This window comes from Arcobacter defluvii (genome assembly GCF_013201725.1).
In the GTDB taxonomy this organism is placed as follows: Bacteria; Campylobacterota; Campylobacteria; order Campylobacterales; family Arcobacteraceae; genus Aliarcobacter; species Aliarcobacter defluvii.
This window is the reverse complement of sequence record NZ_CP053835.1, coordinates 2,737,018-2,754,036: the sequence shown is the minus strand read 5'-3', so window position 1 is coordinate 2,754,036 and position 17,019 is coordinate 2,737,018. Positions and strand designations below refer to the sequence as shown.

Genomic DNA, 17,019 nt, shown 5'->3' with positions numbered 1-17,019 from the left:
GAGAAAGTATTGCAAAATTTAGTAAAAGAATTTATTGAAAAAACATTAGAAATAAGTCTTGTTTTGGAAAAACCTAAGGATATATCTTTGGGACATTATGCAACTCCAGTTGCATTTTCTTTAGCAAAAGAGTTGAAAAAATCACCAATGGCTATTGCAGATGAATTAGTTTCAAAATTTGATGATTGTCAGATGTTTGAAAAAGTTGAAGCTGTAAAAGGGTTTATAAATTTTAAATTATCAAACTCTTTTTTACAATCATTAGTTGATAAAGCTTTAACTCAAAAAGAAGATTTCGCAAAACAAAATAAAAAAGATGAAAAAATCTTATTAGAATATGTTTCTGCAAATCCAACTGGACCACTTCATATTGGTCATGCAAGAGGAGCAATTGCAGGAGATACTCTTGCTCGTGTTGGAAGATATTTAGGTTATGATATTACAACAGAATATTATATAAATGATGCTGGTGCGCAAATGGATATGTTAGGACTATCTATTTCTTTAGCTGCAAGAGATTTTTTATTAAATGAAAATGTTGAATATCCAGAAACTTATTATCGAGGTGACTATTTAATAGATATAGCTAAACAAATTCAAGAAACACATGGAAATGAGATTTTTTATGATGAATCTAGATTTAAAGAAATGGCTAGATTTGGAAAAGATGAAGTGATGAAAATCATCATTAAAGATTTAAAAGATTTAGGTATTGAATTTGAAAATTTTGTTTCTGAGAAATCTTTATATTATGCATGGGATGAAACAAAAAAAGTACTTGAAGATAATGGTTCTTTATATGAAAAAAATGACAAGATTTATTTAAAATCTACTCAATATGGTGATGATTCAGATAGAGTAGTTGTAAGAGATAATGGTATTCCAACATATTTAGCTGGAGATATTATTTATCATAAAGATAAATACGATAGAAATTATGATAGATATATAAATATTTGGGGTGCAGATCATCATGGATATATTCCAAGGGTAAAAGCAGCAATTGAATTTTTAGGAAATGATTCTTCAAAACTTGAAGTTATTTTGTCTCAAATGGTACAATTACTAAAAGGTGGTGAACCTTATAAAATGAGTAAACGTGCTGGAAATGTTATATTGATGTCAGATATTACTGAAGAAATAGGTCCAGATGCTTTAAGATTTATTTTCTTAACAAGAAAAAGTGACACTCATTTAGAATTTGATATTGATATGTTAAAAAATCAAGATTCATCAAATCCAATTTTTTATATAAATTATGCTCATGCTAGAATTAATCAAGTTTTTGTAAAAGCAGGAATTACGACAAAAGATATTGAAAATATAAATTTTGATAATTTAAATCAAGATGGATTAAATTTAGTTTATGAATCATTACTTCTTGAATCAATATTAAGTGAAGCATTTACAAAAAGAGATATGCAAAAAATAACTGAATACTTATATAATCTTGCTTCATCAGTTCATAAATTCTACAATGAGCATAAAGTTATTGGGAGTGATGAACAAAATTTATATTTAAAAGTATTATCAATGGCAGCATTAAGTATAAATGTTGGATTATCTTTATTAGGGATTAAGGCTAAGGATATAATGTAATGAAATGGGTAATTGGGATTCTAATTATTATAGTTTGTTATGCGATTTATACTGGTAATATGGGTGGAGCAAGAGATGCAGCATCCAATTACAATAAGCTTTTAAGAGGAGGGGAAGAAAAGTAAATTTTCTTCCTTTTTTTATAACTCTTTATTTCCTAAAGTATGAAGAAACTCTTCTAAAGAGTATTTTGTTCTATATTTTTCACTCATTAAATGTATAAAAATATCACCTAAATCAATGATTGTCCATTCATCATCTTCATCAACTCTTAAGAACTCTTCACCTTGTGGTTTTAAATCACTTTTTAAGTAGTTTAATAATGCAAAACCATGTTTTGGATTTAATGTTGTTGCAATTACAACATAATCAACAATATAGTCTTTTGATGTTAAATCAATAATCTCTATATTTTCCGCTTTTTTGTCATCTAATATTTTTTTTATGTTTTCTAATCTTGTATTCAAAAACTTTTACCCTTTTTTAAGATTTAATATATCATCTTTAATTTCAATTGGAACATAATTCATATCAATATGTTCTCTTAATAAAGTTGAACTAATATCAATATTTATATCCAAAATTTTAAATTCTTTTGCTTTATTTGATTCAAAACCTTTTCTTGTTGCTACTACAAATTCAACCATTTTTTTTAAGTCATTAATTTTGTACCATTTATCTAAATTTTCAATATTATCTTCACCTAAAATAAAATATATTTTAGTTGGCTGATATAAACTATTTAAATAATTTACAGTATCAACTGTATAACTTACTTTTTTCTGATTTATTTCATAATTAGAAATTTCAACTTTTTTAAATTTTTGAAAAACTTTTGTAAGTAATTCAAATCTAATTTCTGGTTTTAAATAAAAGCTATTTTTAAAGGGATTTAAATAAGTAGGAACAATAATTAATTTATCAATATTTAGATTTTCTAAAGCAGCCTCAACAATAGCAACATGAGCTATATGAACTGGGTCAAAACTACCACCAAATATTGCAATTCGCACCTATTTAAAACCTTTGTAATATACTTAAATATTATTATAGCAATTTTTCGATAAAATATCTACCATTTAGATTTATATTAAAGGGAACAAATGGCTGTTAAAGTTGCAATAAATGGTTTAGGAAGAATCGGAAGATGCGTAGCAAGAATAATTGCAAGTCGAAACGATGTTGAGTTAGTAGCTGCAAATGCTAGTGGTAGTGAAGAAATGATCCAATATAATTTAAAATATGATACAGTTCACGGACCAAAACTTGATGTAAAAGTTGAAGATGGATATATTTATATTGGTAAAGATAAAGCTAAGTTATTAAGTGAAAGAGACCCTTCTAAAATTGATTTTGCTGCATATGGTGTAGATGTTGTTTTAGAATGCACAGGAGCATTTTTAACTCAAGAATCTTGCCAAGCATATATTGATAATGGTGTAAAAAAAGTTGTTATTTCAGCACCTGCAAAAGATGATACACCAACATTTGTAATTGGTGCAAATGAAAATACATATGCTGGACAACCAATTGTATCAAATGCTTCTTGTACTACAAATGGTTTAGCTCCTGTAGCAAAAGTATTAGATGATGCATTTGGAATTGAAAAAGGTTTAATGACTACAATCCACTCATATACTTCATCTCAACCAATTTTAGATGCAAAAGATAAAAAAGATCCAAGAAAAGGAAGAGCTGGGGCAACTAACTTAACTCCTTCAAGCACAGGTGCTGCTAAAGCTATTGGAAAAGTAATGCCACATTTAAAAGGTAAATTAAACGGTCAAGCAATTAGAGTTCCAACACCAAATGTATCTTTAGTTGATTTAACTGTAACACTTAAAAAAGATGTAACTTTAGAAGAAGTATGTGAAGCATTTAAAGCATCTGCTGAGGGTAATTTAAAAGGTATTTTAGGTATAGATGAAGAGTATAGAGTAAGTTCAGATTTCAATGGTGAAACATTATCTACAGTAGTTCCTTTAGATACAATTCAAGTTATTGAAGGAAACATGGTAAAAATTTTATCTTGGTATGACAATGAATGGGGATACTCAACAAGATTAGTGGACATGGGTGTTCACATAGCTACAAAATAATTTTTTCAAGGATATAAATTGAAATTACAAGAAATCAAAAATATTGATATCACAGGTAAAAAAGTTTTCATTAGATGTGATTTTAACGTTCCAATGGACGAGTATAACAATATTACAGATGATAGAAGAATTAGAAGTGCATTAAATACTATTAGATATTGTATAGATCATGATTGTTCAGTTATTTTAGCATCACATTTTGGAAGACCAAAAGGTGGTTATGAAGAAAAATACTCTTTATTACCTATTGCAAAAAGATTACATATTCTTTTAAAGCAAGATATAAAAATGGCTCCAGGTATTATTTCGGATGAGACATTAAAAATGGCTCAAGAGTTAAAATCTGGAGAAATTCTGCTTCTTGAAAATATGAGATTTGAAGTTGGTGAAACTAAAAATGATGAAGAATTAAGTAAAAAGTTAGCTTCAATGGCAGAAATTTATATTAATGATGCTTTTGGAGTTTCTCATAGAGCTCATTCATCAGTTGAAGGAATTGCAAAATATTTTGATATGAACCACAAAGCTGCTGGATTTTTAATGGCAAAAGAAATTAAATTTTTCCATCATATAGTTCATAATCCAAAAAGACCATTTGTTTCAATAGTAGGTGGTTCTAAAGTTTCTGGAAAATTAGAAGCACTTCATAATCTTGTACCAAAAGTTGATAAAATTATTATTGGTGGAGGAATGGCCTTTACCTTTTTAAAGGCATTAGGACATGAAATTGGTAATTCTTTAGTTGAAGAAGATTTAATTCCTGAAGCGATTAAAATAATGCAAGAAGCAAAACAATTAGGTGTTAAATTGTATTTACCAGTTGATGTAGTTGCTGCAGAAGCCTTTGATGCAGAAGCAATAGCAAAAATCGTAACTATTCAAGAAATTCCAAAAGATTGGATGGGATTAGATATTGGACCAGCATCTGCACTTTTATTTAGTGAAGCATTAAATGATGCAAATACTATTTTATGGAATGGACCAATGGGTGTTTATGAAATGGATAAATTTGCAAAAGGAAGTACAAAAATTTCTCATGCAGTTGCTAATTCATTCGCTACAACAGTAGTTGGTGGTGGAGATACAGCAGATTTAGTTAGAGTAACTGGTGATGAAGATGAAATGACATTTATAAGTACAGGTGGTGGAGCTTCTTTAGAATTAATTGAAGGAAAAATATTACCTGGTGTTAAAGCTCTTGTGCTTGAGGAAGATGTTTAATATGCCTATAATTGCAAGTAATTTCAAAACAAATCATACAAGAAAATCAACAGCTATATTTGTAAATGAAGTTAATGATTATTTAAAAGAAAAAAATATTTTAAGTGAAGTTTATGTGTTCCCTACAGCTACTTCACTTGATATTTTTGATACGGTTTCAAATTTTATTATAGGAACTCAAAATGCTTATGCAACAGCAAGTGGTTCTTTTACTGGTGAAATTGGAACTGTTCAACTTGATGAATTTGAAATTAAAACAATACTGATAGGACATAGTGAAAGAAGACATATTTTAGGTGAAACACAAAATGTAATAGCTCAAAAATATGAATTTTATAAAAATCTTGGATATAAAATAATTTATTGTATTGGTGAACCTTTAGAAATTAAACAAAAAGGAATAAAATCTACTTTAGAATATATTTATGAACAATTTATTGGAATTGATATAAATTATGAAAATTTGATTCTTGCTTATGAGCCTGTTTGGGCTATAGGAACGGGAGTTTCTGCAACGAATAATGATATAGAAAATGTTCACAATGCAATAAAGGAAAAAATCAATAAACCACTTTTATATGGTGGAAGTGTTAAGTCAGAAAATGTAAGAGAAATATCTCAAATTCCAAATGTAGATGGAGTTTTAATAGGAACGGCTTCTTGGAAAGTTGAAGAATTTATAAAAATAATAGAAAATACAAAGGATTTATAGAATGTTTATGAAAGGTAAAAAAGGTGTAATTTTAGGTGTAGCAAATGATAAATCAATTGCTTATGGAATTGCAAAAGCATGTGCTGCACAAGGTGCACAAATAGCATTCACATATTTAAATGATGCACTTAAAAAAAGAGTTGTACCAATTGCTACTGAGTTTGGAAGTGAAAATTTAGTATATCCATGTGATGTATCAAATCCAGAAGAAATAAAAGCTTTAAAAGAGTCATTAGAAAAAGATTTAGGTCAAATTGATTTTATTGTTCACTCAATTGCTTTTGCTCCAAAAGAGGGATTATCTGGAAGATTTTATGATATTTCAAAAGAAGCTTTTGATATAGCTATGGATATTTCTGTTTATTCATTGATTGAAGTTGTAAGAGAGTTAAAACCTTTGTTAACAGATAATTCATCTATTTTAACTTTAACTTATTATGGTGGAGTAAAATATATTCCAAATTATAATTTAATGGGTATTGCAAAAGCAGCTCTTGAAATGACTACAAAATATTTAGCTGAAGATTTAGGAAAAGATGGAATTAGAGTTAATGCAATTAGTGCAGGACCTATTAAAACTTTAGCTGCAGCTGGAATCGGTGATTTTAGATTTATGCTTAAATGGAATGAAGCTCATTCACCATTAAAGAAAAATGTGACTATTGATGAAGTTGGAAATTCAGGAATGTATTTATTATCTGATTTAAGTAGTGCAGTTACAGGTGAAATTCATTATGTGGATAGCGGATTTAATGTAATGGGTATGCCAGCTGTTGAATTTGAAGATGGAAAACCAAAAATTGCTTGGAATGGAGAAAAATAGTTAAAAGCTTAAGCTTTTAACTATGAAATAAAATTTTATTTTTAAATTTAATGAAATTTTAAATTAAGATTTTAAATATAGGATGATTATAAAAATGAGTATAAATTTTAAAGAGTTAGCAAATAAGTATCAAACACCATATTATGTATATGATTTTGATTATATTACAAAACAATATGAAGAATTAAAAGGTGCTTTTAGAGCTAGAAAATCTTTAATTGCATATGCAGTTAAAGCAAATTCAAATTTAAGCGTTATTAAGCATTTGGCAAATCTTGGAGCAGGTGCAGATTGTGTTAGTATTGGCGAAGTTAAAAGAGCTTTAAAGGTTGGAATTCCAGCATATAAAATTATATTTTCAGGTGTTGGGAAAATTGATGAAGAGATAAAACAAGCACTTGAACTTGATATTTTAATGATAAATGTTGAAAGTGATGCTGAGTTAAATAGAGTTGAATTAATTGCAAAGGAACTTGGAAAAATAGCAAGAATTTCAATAAGAATAAATCCAAATATTGACCCACAAACACATCCATATATTTCAACAGGTTTACATGAAAATAAATTTGGAGTTGATATAGATACAGCAAAAAGAATGTATATTCAATGTAAAAATAGTGAAAATTTAGACCCAGTTGGAATGCATTGTCATATTGGTTCACAATTAACTCAACTTCAACCAATTAAAGAGTCTGTAAAAATTATTACAGATTTAGTAAGAAATTTGAAAGCTATAAAAATTGAATTATCATTTGTTGATGTTGGTGGAGGATTAGGTATTGTTTATAAAGATGAAAAATTAATTGATACAAATGAATATGCTCAATCAATTTTGGAAAATATGTTTGGTCTTGATATTACAGTTGTTTGTGAACCAGGAAAATTTATGGTGGGAAATGCTGGAACATTTGTAACTAAAGTTTTATACGAAAAAGTAAATGGAAATAAAAGATTTGTTATTGTGGATGGTGCAATGAATGATTTAATCAGACCTGCACTTTATAATGCTTATCATAGAGTTGAAGTTTTAAACGATAATCAAGAGTTTAGCGATTGTAATTTAGTTGGTCCAGTTTGTGAAAGTGGAGATTTTTTTGCTAAAAATATTAAATTACAAAAAACACAACATAATGATTTAGTAGCTATTTATAGCGCAGGAGCTTATGGATTTACAATGTCAAGTAATTACAATACAAGAGGAAAAGTTGCTGAAATTGCTATTGAAAATGGAAAAGATAGATTAATTAGAAGAAGAGAAACTTTTGAAGATATAATTGCTTTAGAAGAAGAGTTTATAAAATAGAAAGGCTGTTATGAACAACGAAGATGGATTATTGGAGCTTAGAAATCAACTTGATTCAATAGATAATAAACTTTTAGATTTGTTAAATGAAAGAATGCAAATTGTTCATAGAGTTGGTAATTTAAAAGCAAAAAGTGGTGGTGCAATTTATCGACCTGAAAGAGAAAAAGCAATAATAAAAAGATTAGAAGAAATTAATAAAGCAAAAAAAGGTTTATTAAATAAAAATGCTATTGAAGCACTTTTTTTAGAAATTTTTGCAATCTCAAGAAATTTAGAATTACCAGAAAATATTGGATATTTAGGGCCTGAAGGAAGTTTTACTCATCAAGCAGCTGAAGCTAGGTTTGGTGCAATGAGTTCTTATATTCCTATTAATTCTATAAAGGGAGTTTTTAGAGAAGTAAATACTAAAAAAGTTAAATTTGGTGTTGTTCCAATAGAAAATTCTTCAAATGGAATTGTAAATGACACGATAAATGGCTTTAGTAAATATGATTTAAAAATTATTGCAGAAGTTGTTCTTGATATTCATCATACATTAGCTTCAACTTGTGATAAGGTAAGTGATATAAAAAGAATTTATTCAAAAGATATTGCATTTGATCAATGTAGAAGATTTTTAACAAATTTTGGCTTAGATGAAGCAGAGTTGATTCCTATAGAATCAACAACTAAAGCTGCAAAAATAGCTGCGACTGAAGCAGGAAGTGCTGCGATTTGTCCTCATGTGGGTGCCAAATTATATAATCTTCCAATTTTATTTGAAAATATTGAAGATAAAGATAATAATAAAACAAGATTTTTTATAATCAGTGATTTTGAAAATGCCCCAAGTGGCAATGATAAAACATCAATTTTAGTAAAATTTCCAGATAGACAAGGGGTTTTAGTAGAATTTTTAACTGATTTTAATGAAGCTGGTATTAATCTAACGAAAATAAAATCACATATAGTTGAAGGTAATTCAATCTTTTTTATAGATTTTGATGGTCATAAAGATGATGAAAATGTGAAAAAAGTTTTAGAAAAACACAAAAGTAGTGTTAAAATTTTAGGCTCTTATGTAAAAGAGATAAATGATATTTAAGAATTTAGGAAAAATAGATGAAATTTAATGAAGTATTAGAAAATGTTTCAATTTATGAAGCAGGAAAACCAATAGAATTGGTTGTTAGAGAATATGGTGTAAAACCTGAAAATGTAATCAAACTTGCATCAAATGAGAATCCTTATGGAACATCTCCAAAAGTAATTGCAAAAATTCAAGAAATTGCAAAAAATATGTTTGTATATCCTGATGATTCAATGTTTGAATTAAAAGAAGCATTAGCAAAAAAATTTGAAGTTGAAAGTGAAAATGTGATTATTGGTTCAGGAAGTGACCAAATAATAGAATTTTGTATTCACGCAAAATGCCAAAAAGGTTCAAAAATTTTAATGGCAAAAACAACTTTTGCAATGTATGAAATTTATGGAAAACAAGCAGGTGCAACTATTATTAAAACTGATTCAGAACAACATAATCTTGAAGAATTTTCAAAACTATATAAAGAACATGGTGCAGATGTGATCTTTTTATGTATCCCAAATAATCCATTAGGTGAATGTGTAGATAAAGATGATGTTTATGCATTTTTGCAAACAGTAAGTCCTGAAACTTTAATAGTTGTAGATGGAGCTTATCAAGAATATGCTTCTTTTAAAGATGAGAAAAAAAGAATTGTGCCAAAAGATTTAATGACAAAATTTCCAAATGCAATTTATTTAGGAACTTTTTCTAAAGCATATGCACTTGGAGGAATGAGAGTTGGTTATGGTATAGCACAAGCTGATATTATTCAAACTTTATATAAATTAAGAGCTCCATTTAATATCACAACTTTAACATTAGCAGCAGCTATTGAAGCATTAAAAGATGAAGATTTTGTAAAAAGTTGTATTGCTAAAAACTTCGAAGAAATGACAAGATATGAAGAGTATGCAACAAAAAAAGGATTTGAATATATTCCTTCTTATACAAATTTTATAACAATTAAAATGGGAGATAAATTTGTATCAAAAGTTGTAGCTCAAAAACTATTAGAAAGAGGAGTAATTGTAAGAGATTTAACTGGTTATGGTCAAAATGCAATTAGAATTACGATAGGAAGAAATGAGCAAAATACAAAAGTATTTGAACAATTAGACGAAGTATTAGAAAATTTAAAATAAAGTTTATTAGAAATGGAAATAAAAGAAAAATCACTAGAAGAGTTAAAAGAACTTTCACAAGAAATTAGAGAAAGAATAATTGATGTTGTATCAAGAAAGGGTGGACACTTTTCATCTACACTTGGTGCAGTTGAGTTAACTCTTGGTATGCATTATGTATTTGATGCGTATAGTGATCCTTTTATTTTTGATGTATCTCATCAATGTTATCCTCATAAACTATTAACAGAACGTTGGGAAGAGTTTGAAACAGTTAGGCAATTTGGTGGATTAAGTGGTTTTACAAAACCAAATGAAAGTCCTGCTGATTATTTTGTAGCTGGACATAGCTCAACTTCTATTTCATTGGCTGTTGGTGCAGCAAAATCAATAAAATTAAAAAAAGAGAATAGAGTTCCAATTGTAATGATTGGTGATGGTTCTATGACAGCTGGAATGGTTTATGAAGCATTAAATGAACTTGGAGATTTGAAACTTCCAGTAGTAATTATCTTAAATGATAATGAAATGAGTATTGCAAAACCAATTGGAGCTATTTCTAAATATCTTTCAAAACTACTTGCAGGGAAATATTATCAAGGTTTTAAAACAAAAGTTGATAAATTTATAAGAAATAATATGCCAGAAGGTACAACTTACATAGCAAAAAGAATGGAAGAGGCTATGAAACTTATAACTCCAGGAATTTTATTTGAAGAAATGGGACTTGATTATATAGGTCCTATTGATGGGCATGATATTGAAGAAGTTATAGAAACTTTACAAATTGCAAAAGCAATGCAAAAACCAGTTATTGTTCATGCGCATACAATAAAAGGCAAAGGTTATAAAATCGCTGAAGGGCAACATGAAGAGTGGCATGGAGTAGGACCTTTTAATATTGAAGATGGAGAATTTGTAAAAAAAGTTGCTCCAAAATCTGCAACAGCAGTTTTTGCAGATGCTTTGATTGCTTTAGCTTCAAAATATGAAAATATTGTAGGTGTAACTGCTGCAATGCCTAGTGGTACAGGAATAAATAAACTTATGGATAAGTTTCCTGAAAGATTTTGGGATGTTGCAATTGCAGAACAACATGCAATAACTTCAATGGCTGCTATGGCAAAAGAGGGATTTAAACCATATATTACAATTTATTCAACGTTTTTACAAAGAGGATTTGATCAAATTATTCATGATGTTTGTTTGATGAATTTACCTGTTGTTTTTGCAATGGATAGAGCTGGAATTGTAGGAAATGATGGAGAAACTCATCAAGGAGCTTTTGATATTTCATATTTAAGATTTATTCCAAATATGATTTTGTTTGCTCCAAGGGATAATAAAACTTTAGAATTAGGTTTAGAATTTGCTTATAGTTTACAAAGTCCATGTGCAATAAGATATCCAAGAGGTAATTTTAAAGAGTTAAATTATTTACCAACTCAATTTGAGTTAGGAAAAGCTGAACTTTTAAAAGAAGGGACTTCAAATAAATTATTTATTGGTTATGGAGCAGGCGTTAGCAGGGCAATTGAAACAGAAGCTTTGCATGCAGAAGATATATCAATTTTAGATTTAAGATTTGTAAAACCAATAGATAAAGAGACTTTAATAGAACTTTCAAAAGAATATGATGATTGGTATGTATTTAGTGATTCACAAAAACAAGGTGGAGTTTCAAGTGCGATATTAGAAGTACTAAATGATGAAAATATTCATAATGTACAAGTTACATCTTTTGAATATGAAGATCACTTTATAGAACATGGTGACACAAAACAAGTAGAAGAAAGTTTAGGACTTTTACCACAGCAACTTATCTTAAGAATTAAATAATATTTATTTAGTTCTTCTCTCAAAGAAAATGTCAAGAAAAATTTTACATATGTAAAGATTTCAATAATAAAAATTTACAATTTAGTTTTATAATAGCTCTCTTTATTAGATAAAATTAATAAATTATACTTATAGAATAATATATTAATTTAGGATAAAAAATATCTTATATTATTAGCTAAAATGCTTTAAAATAGGATATTTTTACTCTTAAATTATAAGTTAAAATTATAAAAAAAATTCTAAAATATTATAAAATTAATTTTCATTTAATAAAAATTGTCATATAGTTAAAATTATTTATTTAGGAGGATTATTATGAAATTAGCAATTTCTTTAACAGTTTGTTTATTAGGTGCAAGTACATTGTTAGCAGCAGAGACTTTGATAACAAAAGCGAAGAATAGTGGACTAGAAGCAATACCAACAGATAATGCAAAATTAATGAAAATGATAGATGATAAGAAAGATCCAATAACAAAAGAGAAAGTAGAATTAGGGAAAAAATTGTACTTTGATCCAAGATTATCAAGAAGTGGATTGATATCATGTAATACATGTCATAATCTTGCATTAGGTGGAGCAGATGGAGTGCCAGCAGCAATAGGACATGGATGGACAGCAAATCCACATCACTTAAATTCACCAACCGTGTATAATTCAGTGTTCTTTAAAGCACAATTTTGGGATGGAAGAAGCCCACACCTAGCAGATCAAGCACAAGGACCAGTACAAGCAGGACCAGAGATGGCAGCACCACCATCATTAGTAGAACAAAGAATAAACTCAATACCAGAATATGTGGAAGAGTTTAAAGGTGCATATGGAAAAGAAGTAAAAGTAGATTTTGCAAAAATAACGGCAACAATCGCAACATTTGAGAAGACATTAGTAACTCCATCAAGATTTGATAAATTCTTAAGTGGAGATGAAAAAGCATTAAGTAAAGAAGAAAAAGAAGGATTAAATACATTTATTGATAAAGGATGTACAGCATGTCATACAGGAATAGCATTAGGTGGAACAATGCAAGCATTCCAAGTAGCAGCAAAATATAAATTTATGAATGTAGGGGATTTTAAAGGTGATGCAAATGGAATGGTAAAAACACCAACATTAAGAAATATAACAGAGACAGCACCATATTTTCATAATGGACAAATATGGTCATTGAATGAAGCAGTAAAAGAGATGGGTTCTGTTCAATTAGGTATTAAAATTTCTGATGCTGATGCTCAAAAAATTGTAACATTCTTAAAATCATTAAAAGGTGATAAACCAGAAATAATATATCCACAACTTCCAGAATCTACAATAGAAACTGAAAAACCAACTTTCAACTAAAGATTTAAGAGGATTATTCCTCTTAAATTATAAAAATATTTTCAATTTCTCAACACATAATCCCATAGCCGTACTTTCGTATCCATTTACACTTTTTATATAAGGTTTACAAAAACCTTCAACCATGATTGCTCCAGCTTTTCCAAAACATTCACCACTATTTAAATACTCTTCCATATCTTCTTTATTAAATTCTGAAAATTGATAAGTTGTAATTGAAAGGTTAATTACCTCTTTTTCTTTTGATTTATAAATCATACAAGTAATAACTGAAGTTTTATTTTCACTTTGAAGTTCAAGCATAGCTTTAGCATCATCATAATCTTTTGCTTTTCTTAAAAGTTTTCCTTCACAAGTAACAACACTATCTGCAACTAAAAGAGGCATATCTTCAACACCATACTTTTTATAAAGTTCTTTGAATTTTCCTAAAGTTGCTTCATAACAAAATGATTTTGGATTTGTTGTTTTGATTGAATCTTCATCAAAATCTCCACCATTTTGAATAAAATCAATTCCAAAATTTTTTAAAATAAGTGCACGAGTTGGTGAATTTGAGCCAAGTCTTATCAAAATAATCCTTTTTTATTTGGATTATACTCAATTTGAATATAATAAATTTTTAAAATATTAATACAATTTAGGAAAACAAAAATGAATATAGTTGTAATAGGTGCTGGTGGAGTTGGAGTATTTTATGGAGTATTATTTCATAGATTAGGTCATAATGTAAAATTTGTAGCTCGTGGTAAAAATCTTGAATATTTAAAAGAGAATAAAATAAAATTAACACATTCAACATTTAGTTTAAATGAAAAAATCGAAGCTTTAAGTATAGAAGAACTTCTACAATTAAATCCAAAAGATATAGATATTATTTTTTTGGCAACAAAATCTATGAGTACAGAAAATATTTCTTTGAAGTTGGAAGAATGGATAAAAAATAAAAAAGAAATTCCATATTTTATCTCTTTGCAAAATGGTGTTGAAAATGAAGATATTATGTGTGAACATTATAATAAAGAGTATGTAATTGGTGGATTAACAAGACTAATTGCAGCTCATACAATTACTTTAGGACATGTGGAATCAACAGGAGAAGTTCAAACTATTTTAGGAGCAATGTACCCAACAAAACAAAATCAAGAGTTTTTAGAAAATCTAAAAAAAGAGCTTGATAAAACTGATACAACTACATTTTTAAGTCAAAATATAAAACTCGAACTTTGGAATAAACTTATCATTAATAATGGTGTAAATGCAATTTGTGCACTTTTAGGTGAAAAAACAGGAAGGTTAATAAATGATAAAAAAGTTTCAAAACTAATTTATGGGCTTATGAGTGAAACAGCACTTGCTTCAAAAACTGCAGGAGTTAATATCCCAAAAGAGAATGTAAATAAGATGTTTGAACTAATGACAAATTTTGAATCAATAAAACCTTCAATGTTAATTGATTTAGAAAAAAATAGAGATTTAGAACTTGAAGATATTTGTGGAGTCGTTATTAAAAACTGTGAAAAACAAGGTTTCGATGCTCCATATACTAGAGCAGTTTCAACAATTTTAGAGTTCTTATATGATAAAAAAAGAGCTAAATAATCGCATGAAAATCGCAGAGATTTAGAAAAAAGAGATATATTATCTGTTTTTAGTATAATAGTAAAAAATTGAAAGTAGTTTATGAAATATTATGTATTATTAGTCTTAACAGTCCTTTTTTGGTCTGGTAATTTTATTTTTGGTCGTTTGGTTTCAAGTAGTATTGAACCAATGCAATTATCATTTTTTAGATGGTTTTTTGTACTTTTATTATTGTCTCCATTTCTTATTATAAATTATAAAAATATTTTAAAAGTATTTAAAAAAGAGTATTTGGTTCTTTTGATTTTAGGAAGTTTAGGAATTTCTGGTTTTAACACTTTTTTGTATTATGGTTTGCAAACTACAACAGCAACAAATGCTTTATTGATAAATTCAAGTATTCCAATATTTATTATCATCTTATCAGCTATTATCTTTAAAACTTCAATTACAAAAATACAATTTTCAGGAGTAATTCTTTCAACTTTAGGAGTTATTTATCTTATATTAAAAGGTGAAATAGATCATATATTTGAACTTGAGTTTACACATGGAGATTTATGGATAATAGCGGCTTGTGTTGATTGGGCTTTATATACAGTGTTATTAAAATATAAACCAAAAGAGTTAAACTCTATAGAGTTCTTTAGTATTACTACGCTAATTGGAACAATAATTTTATTTATAGTTTTTTTATATCAAGGTTATAGTTTTGAATTTAGTTTTTTAGAAAAAAATGAAGTTTTGTACTCTTTAGCATATATTGTAATTTTTCCATCAATTTTATCTTTTTATTTTTGGAATAGGGCGATTCTTGAAGTTGGAGCAAACAAAGCAGGGCAATTTACACATTTGATGCCAATTTTTGGAGCAATTCTGGCTTATTTCTTTCTTGGTGAAGTAATGCAAACTTACCATATTGTTGGAATAATTTTAATATTCTTAGGAATATATTTATCGATATTTCTAAAAAAAAGAGAAAAATAAAATGCAAATATTATCAAGAATATCTGGAATATTGATTTTCTCTTCTTTTATATCTACAATTTATTTTTATTTTTTTCATAAAGAACTTTTAATAATCTCTGGAGTTTTAGCTTGGATTGCATTTGTTCTTTTATTTTCAAGTCTAAAAAGTAAAAAAATAGTTGTAATTTTATTGATTCTAAGTTTTGTATTTTTTGGTGTTAGTTTTTTTAATCATTATGATATAAACTTTATAAAAGTATTTACCGTAAATCAATATCTATTAACTCTTTTAATAGGAGTAGGTTTTTTAAGATTAATAGCAATACCCAAAGAAGAAAAAAATACAAACTTACCAAAAGGAAGACAATCTTTTATAAAAACTTATTGGAGTGTACATCTGTTTGGTTCGGTGATAAATTTGTCTTCATTAATTTTAGTTGCAGATAAAATGTATAAAAAAGGTGCTTTAAATAGTGCTCAAATAGTTCTTTTAACAAGAGCATTTGCAAGTGATGCTTATTGGTCACCATTTTTTGTAGCCTTTGCTGCTGCTATTACTTATGCTCCAAAATTAGATACATCAACAATTTTAATAAATGGAATTTTTTTAGCAGTTATTACTTTTTTTATTACATATTTTGAAGTGATAAAAAATAAAAAATTTAATATAGATGAATTTTCTGGGTATCCTTTATCTTTTGATTCATTATTTTTACCAATAGTTCTTGCTTTATTAGTTTTAATTACAAATCATTTTCATCCAGAAATAAAAGTAATTATTTTAATTTCATCTTTTTCAATCTTGATGACTTTATTTATTTTACCAACAAAAAAGAATTTAAAAGAATCAATAAAAATATTAAAATTTCATGTTTTAGATGAATTACCTAAAATGAAATCAGAGTTATCTCTTTTTTTAGTTGCTGGAATGTTTGGTATTTCAGTTAGTTCTATTTTAATTGGATTAAATTTATCTTTACCCTTTGAAGTTTTTGATTGGCAAATTGCATCAGTTTTACTTCTAATATTTATCATTTTATCTTTTATTGGAATACATCCAATTATTACAATAGCAATTATTGGAGATTTTTTAAGTGGAGTAAATCATACACTTTTAGCAGTAACATTTTTAATGGCATGGTCAACAACAGTTTCAACTTCACCTTTTTCAGGTCAAAATCTGACAATAGTTGCTAGATATAATTGTGATGCTAAAGAGATATTTAAATTAAATTTAGTCTATGTTATTAAGATGTATTTTATTTGTATATTATGTTTATATATTTTATCAAAATATTTAGCTTTGTAATAAAATCATATAATTATCATATGA

Annotated in this window: 17 protein-coding genes; 14 read left to right on the top strand and 3 right to left on the bottom strand. The window is 27.5% G+C overall.

Going from position 1 to position 17,019, the window contains the following annotated elements; all coding sequences use genetic code 11:
- The first annotated feature begins 9 nt into the window (after positions 1 to 9).
- Together argS and ADFLV_RS15265 are read left to right on the top strand one after the other, a co-directional pair.
- On the top strand, positions 10 to 1,599 hold the full coding sequence (gene argS, locus ADFLV_RS13765) for an arginine--tRNA ligase (protein ID WP_129010837.1): 1,590 nt from the start codon (positions 10 to 12) through the stop codon (positions 1,597 to 1,599).
- Positions 1,599 to 1,724, top strand: coding sequence for a hypothetical protein (locus ADFLV_RS15265; protein ID WP_258239358.1), 126 nt, complete (start codon positions 1,599 to 1,601; stop codon positions 1,722 to 1,724). The genes argS and ADFLV_RS15265 overlap by 1 nt, the downstream gene beginning before the upstream one ends.
- Positions 1,725 to 1,739: 15 nt before the next feature.
- Here ADFLV_RS15265 and rsfS read toward each other — a convergent pair whose 3' ends face one another.
- Positions 1,740 to 2,066, bottom strand: a complete 327-nt coding sequence (rsfS, locus tag ADFLV_RS13760) for a ribosome silencing factor (RefSeq protein WP_014475314.1) — start codon at positions 2,064 to 2,066, stop codon at positions 1,740 to 1,742.
- 6 nt (positions 2,067 to 2,072) lie between these two features.
- The gene (gene nadD / locus ADFLV_RS13755) at positions 2,073 to 2,612 is read right to left on the bottom strand and encodes a nicotinate (nicotinamide) nucleotide adenylyltransferase (RefSeq protein WP_014475313.1); all 540 of its coding nucleotides are present in this window, start codon (positions 2,610 to 2,612) and stop codon (positions 2,073 to 2,075) included.
- 90 nt (positions 2,613 to 2,702) lie between these two features.
- Between nadD and gap the strand changes: the two genes are divergently transcribed.
- From gap to ADFLV_RS13710, 9 genes are all read left to right on the top strand, one after another.
- The gene (gene gap, locus ADFLV_RS13750; RefSeq protein ID WP_129010838.1) at positions 2,703 to 3,698 is read left to right on the top strand and encodes a type I glyceraldehyde-3-phosphate dehydrogenase; all 996 of its coding nucleotides are present in this window, start codon (positions 2,703 to 2,705) and stop codon (positions 3,696 to 3,698) included.
- An 18-nt stretch (positions 3,699 to 3,716) separates the two neighbouring features.
- A complete protein-coding gene (locus ADFLV_RS13745; RefSeq protein ID WP_014475311.1) occupies positions 3,717 to 4,919 on the top strand; it encodes a phosphoglycerate kinase in 1,203 nt (400 codons plus the stop codon).
- 1 nt (position 4,920) lies between these two features.
- Positions 4,921 to 5,631 (top strand): triose-phosphate isomerase, encoded by a 711-nt coding sequence (locus tag ADFLV_RS13740; RefSeq protein WP_129010839.1) that lies wholly within the window; start codon positions 4,921 to 4,923, stop codon positions 5,629 to 5,631.
- Between the two features lies 1 nt (position 5,632).
- On the top strand, positions 5,633 to 6,454 hold the full coding sequence (fabI, locus tag ADFLV_RS13735; protein ID WP_014475309.1) for an enoyl-ACP reductase FabI: 822 nt from the start codon (positions 5,633 to 5,635) through the stop codon (positions 6,452 to 6,454).
- A 94-nt stretch (positions 6,455 to 6,548) separates the two neighbouring features.
- Positions 6,549 to 7,757, top strand: a complete 1,209-nt coding sequence (gene lysA / locus ADFLV_RS13730; protein ID WP_129010840.1) for a diaminopimelate decarboxylase — start codon at positions 6,549 to 6,551, stop codon at positions 7,755 to 7,757.
- Between the two features lie 10 nt (positions 7,758 to 7,767).
- Positions 7,768 to 8,847, top strand: coding sequence for a chorismate mutase (gene pheA / locus ADFLV_RS13725; RefSeq protein ID WP_014475307.1), 1,080 nt, complete (start codon positions 7,768 to 7,770; stop codon positions 8,845 to 8,847).
- 17 nt (positions 8,848 to 8,864) lie between these two features.
- Positions 8,865 to 9,971: a histidinol-phosphate transaminase gene (hisC, locus tag ADFLV_RS13720; protein ID WP_014475306.1), complete on the top strand. Its 1,107-nt coding sequence runs from the start codon at positions 8,865 to 8,867 to the stop codon at positions 9,969 to 9,971.
- 12 nt (positions 9,972 to 9,983) lie between these two features.
- Positions 9,984 to 11,789, top strand: a complete 1,806-nt coding sequence (gene dxs / locus ADFLV_RS13715) for a 1-deoxy-D-xylulose-5-phosphate synthase (RefSeq protein ID WP_129010841.1) — start codon at positions 9,984 to 9,986, stop codon at positions 11,787 to 11,789.
- 318 nt (positions 11,790 to 12,107) lie between these two features.
- Positions 12,108 to 13,133, top strand: a complete 1,026-nt coding sequence (locus ADFLV_RS13710; RefSeq protein ID WP_129010842.1) for a cytochrome-c peroxidase — start codon at positions 12,108 to 12,110, stop codon at positions 13,131 to 13,133.
- 27 nt (positions 13,134 to 13,160) lie between these two features.
- On the opposite strand, the gene maf is transcribed toward ADFLV_RS13710, so the two are convergent.
- Entirely contained in the window at positions 13,161 to 13,706 is a 546-nt protein-coding gene (gene maf / locus ADFLV_RS13705; protein WP_129010843.1) for a septum formation inhibitor Maf, read from the bottom strand.
- An 81-nt stretch (positions 13,707 to 13,787) separates the two neighbouring features.
- On the opposite strand from maf, the gene ADFLV_RS13700 reads away from it, so the two are divergent.
- From ADFLV_RS13700 to ADFLV_RS13690, 3 genes are all read left to right on the top strand, one after another.
- Positions 13,788 to 14,735 (top strand): ketopantoate reductase family protein, encoded by a 948-nt coding sequence (locus ADFLV_RS13700; protein WP_129010844.1) that lies wholly within the window; start codon positions 13,788 to 13,790, stop codon positions 14,733 to 14,735.
- An 81-nt stretch (positions 14,736 to 14,816) separates the two neighbouring features.
- Complete coding sequence (locus ADFLV_RS13695) at positions 14,817 to 15,704, top strand: DMT family transporter (RefSeq protein WP_129010845.1); 888 nt, start codon at positions 14,817 to 14,819, stop codon at positions 15,702 to 15,704.
- Position 15,705: 1 nt separating this feature from the next.
- The gene (locus ADFLV_RS13690) at positions 15,706 to 16,995 is read left to right on the top strand and encodes a tellurium resistance protein TerC (RefSeq protein WP_129010846.1); all 1,290 of its coding nucleotides are present in this window, start codon (positions 15,706 to 15,708) and stop codon (positions 16,993 to 16,995) included.
- Positions 16,996 to 17,019: the final 24 nt, after the last annotated feature.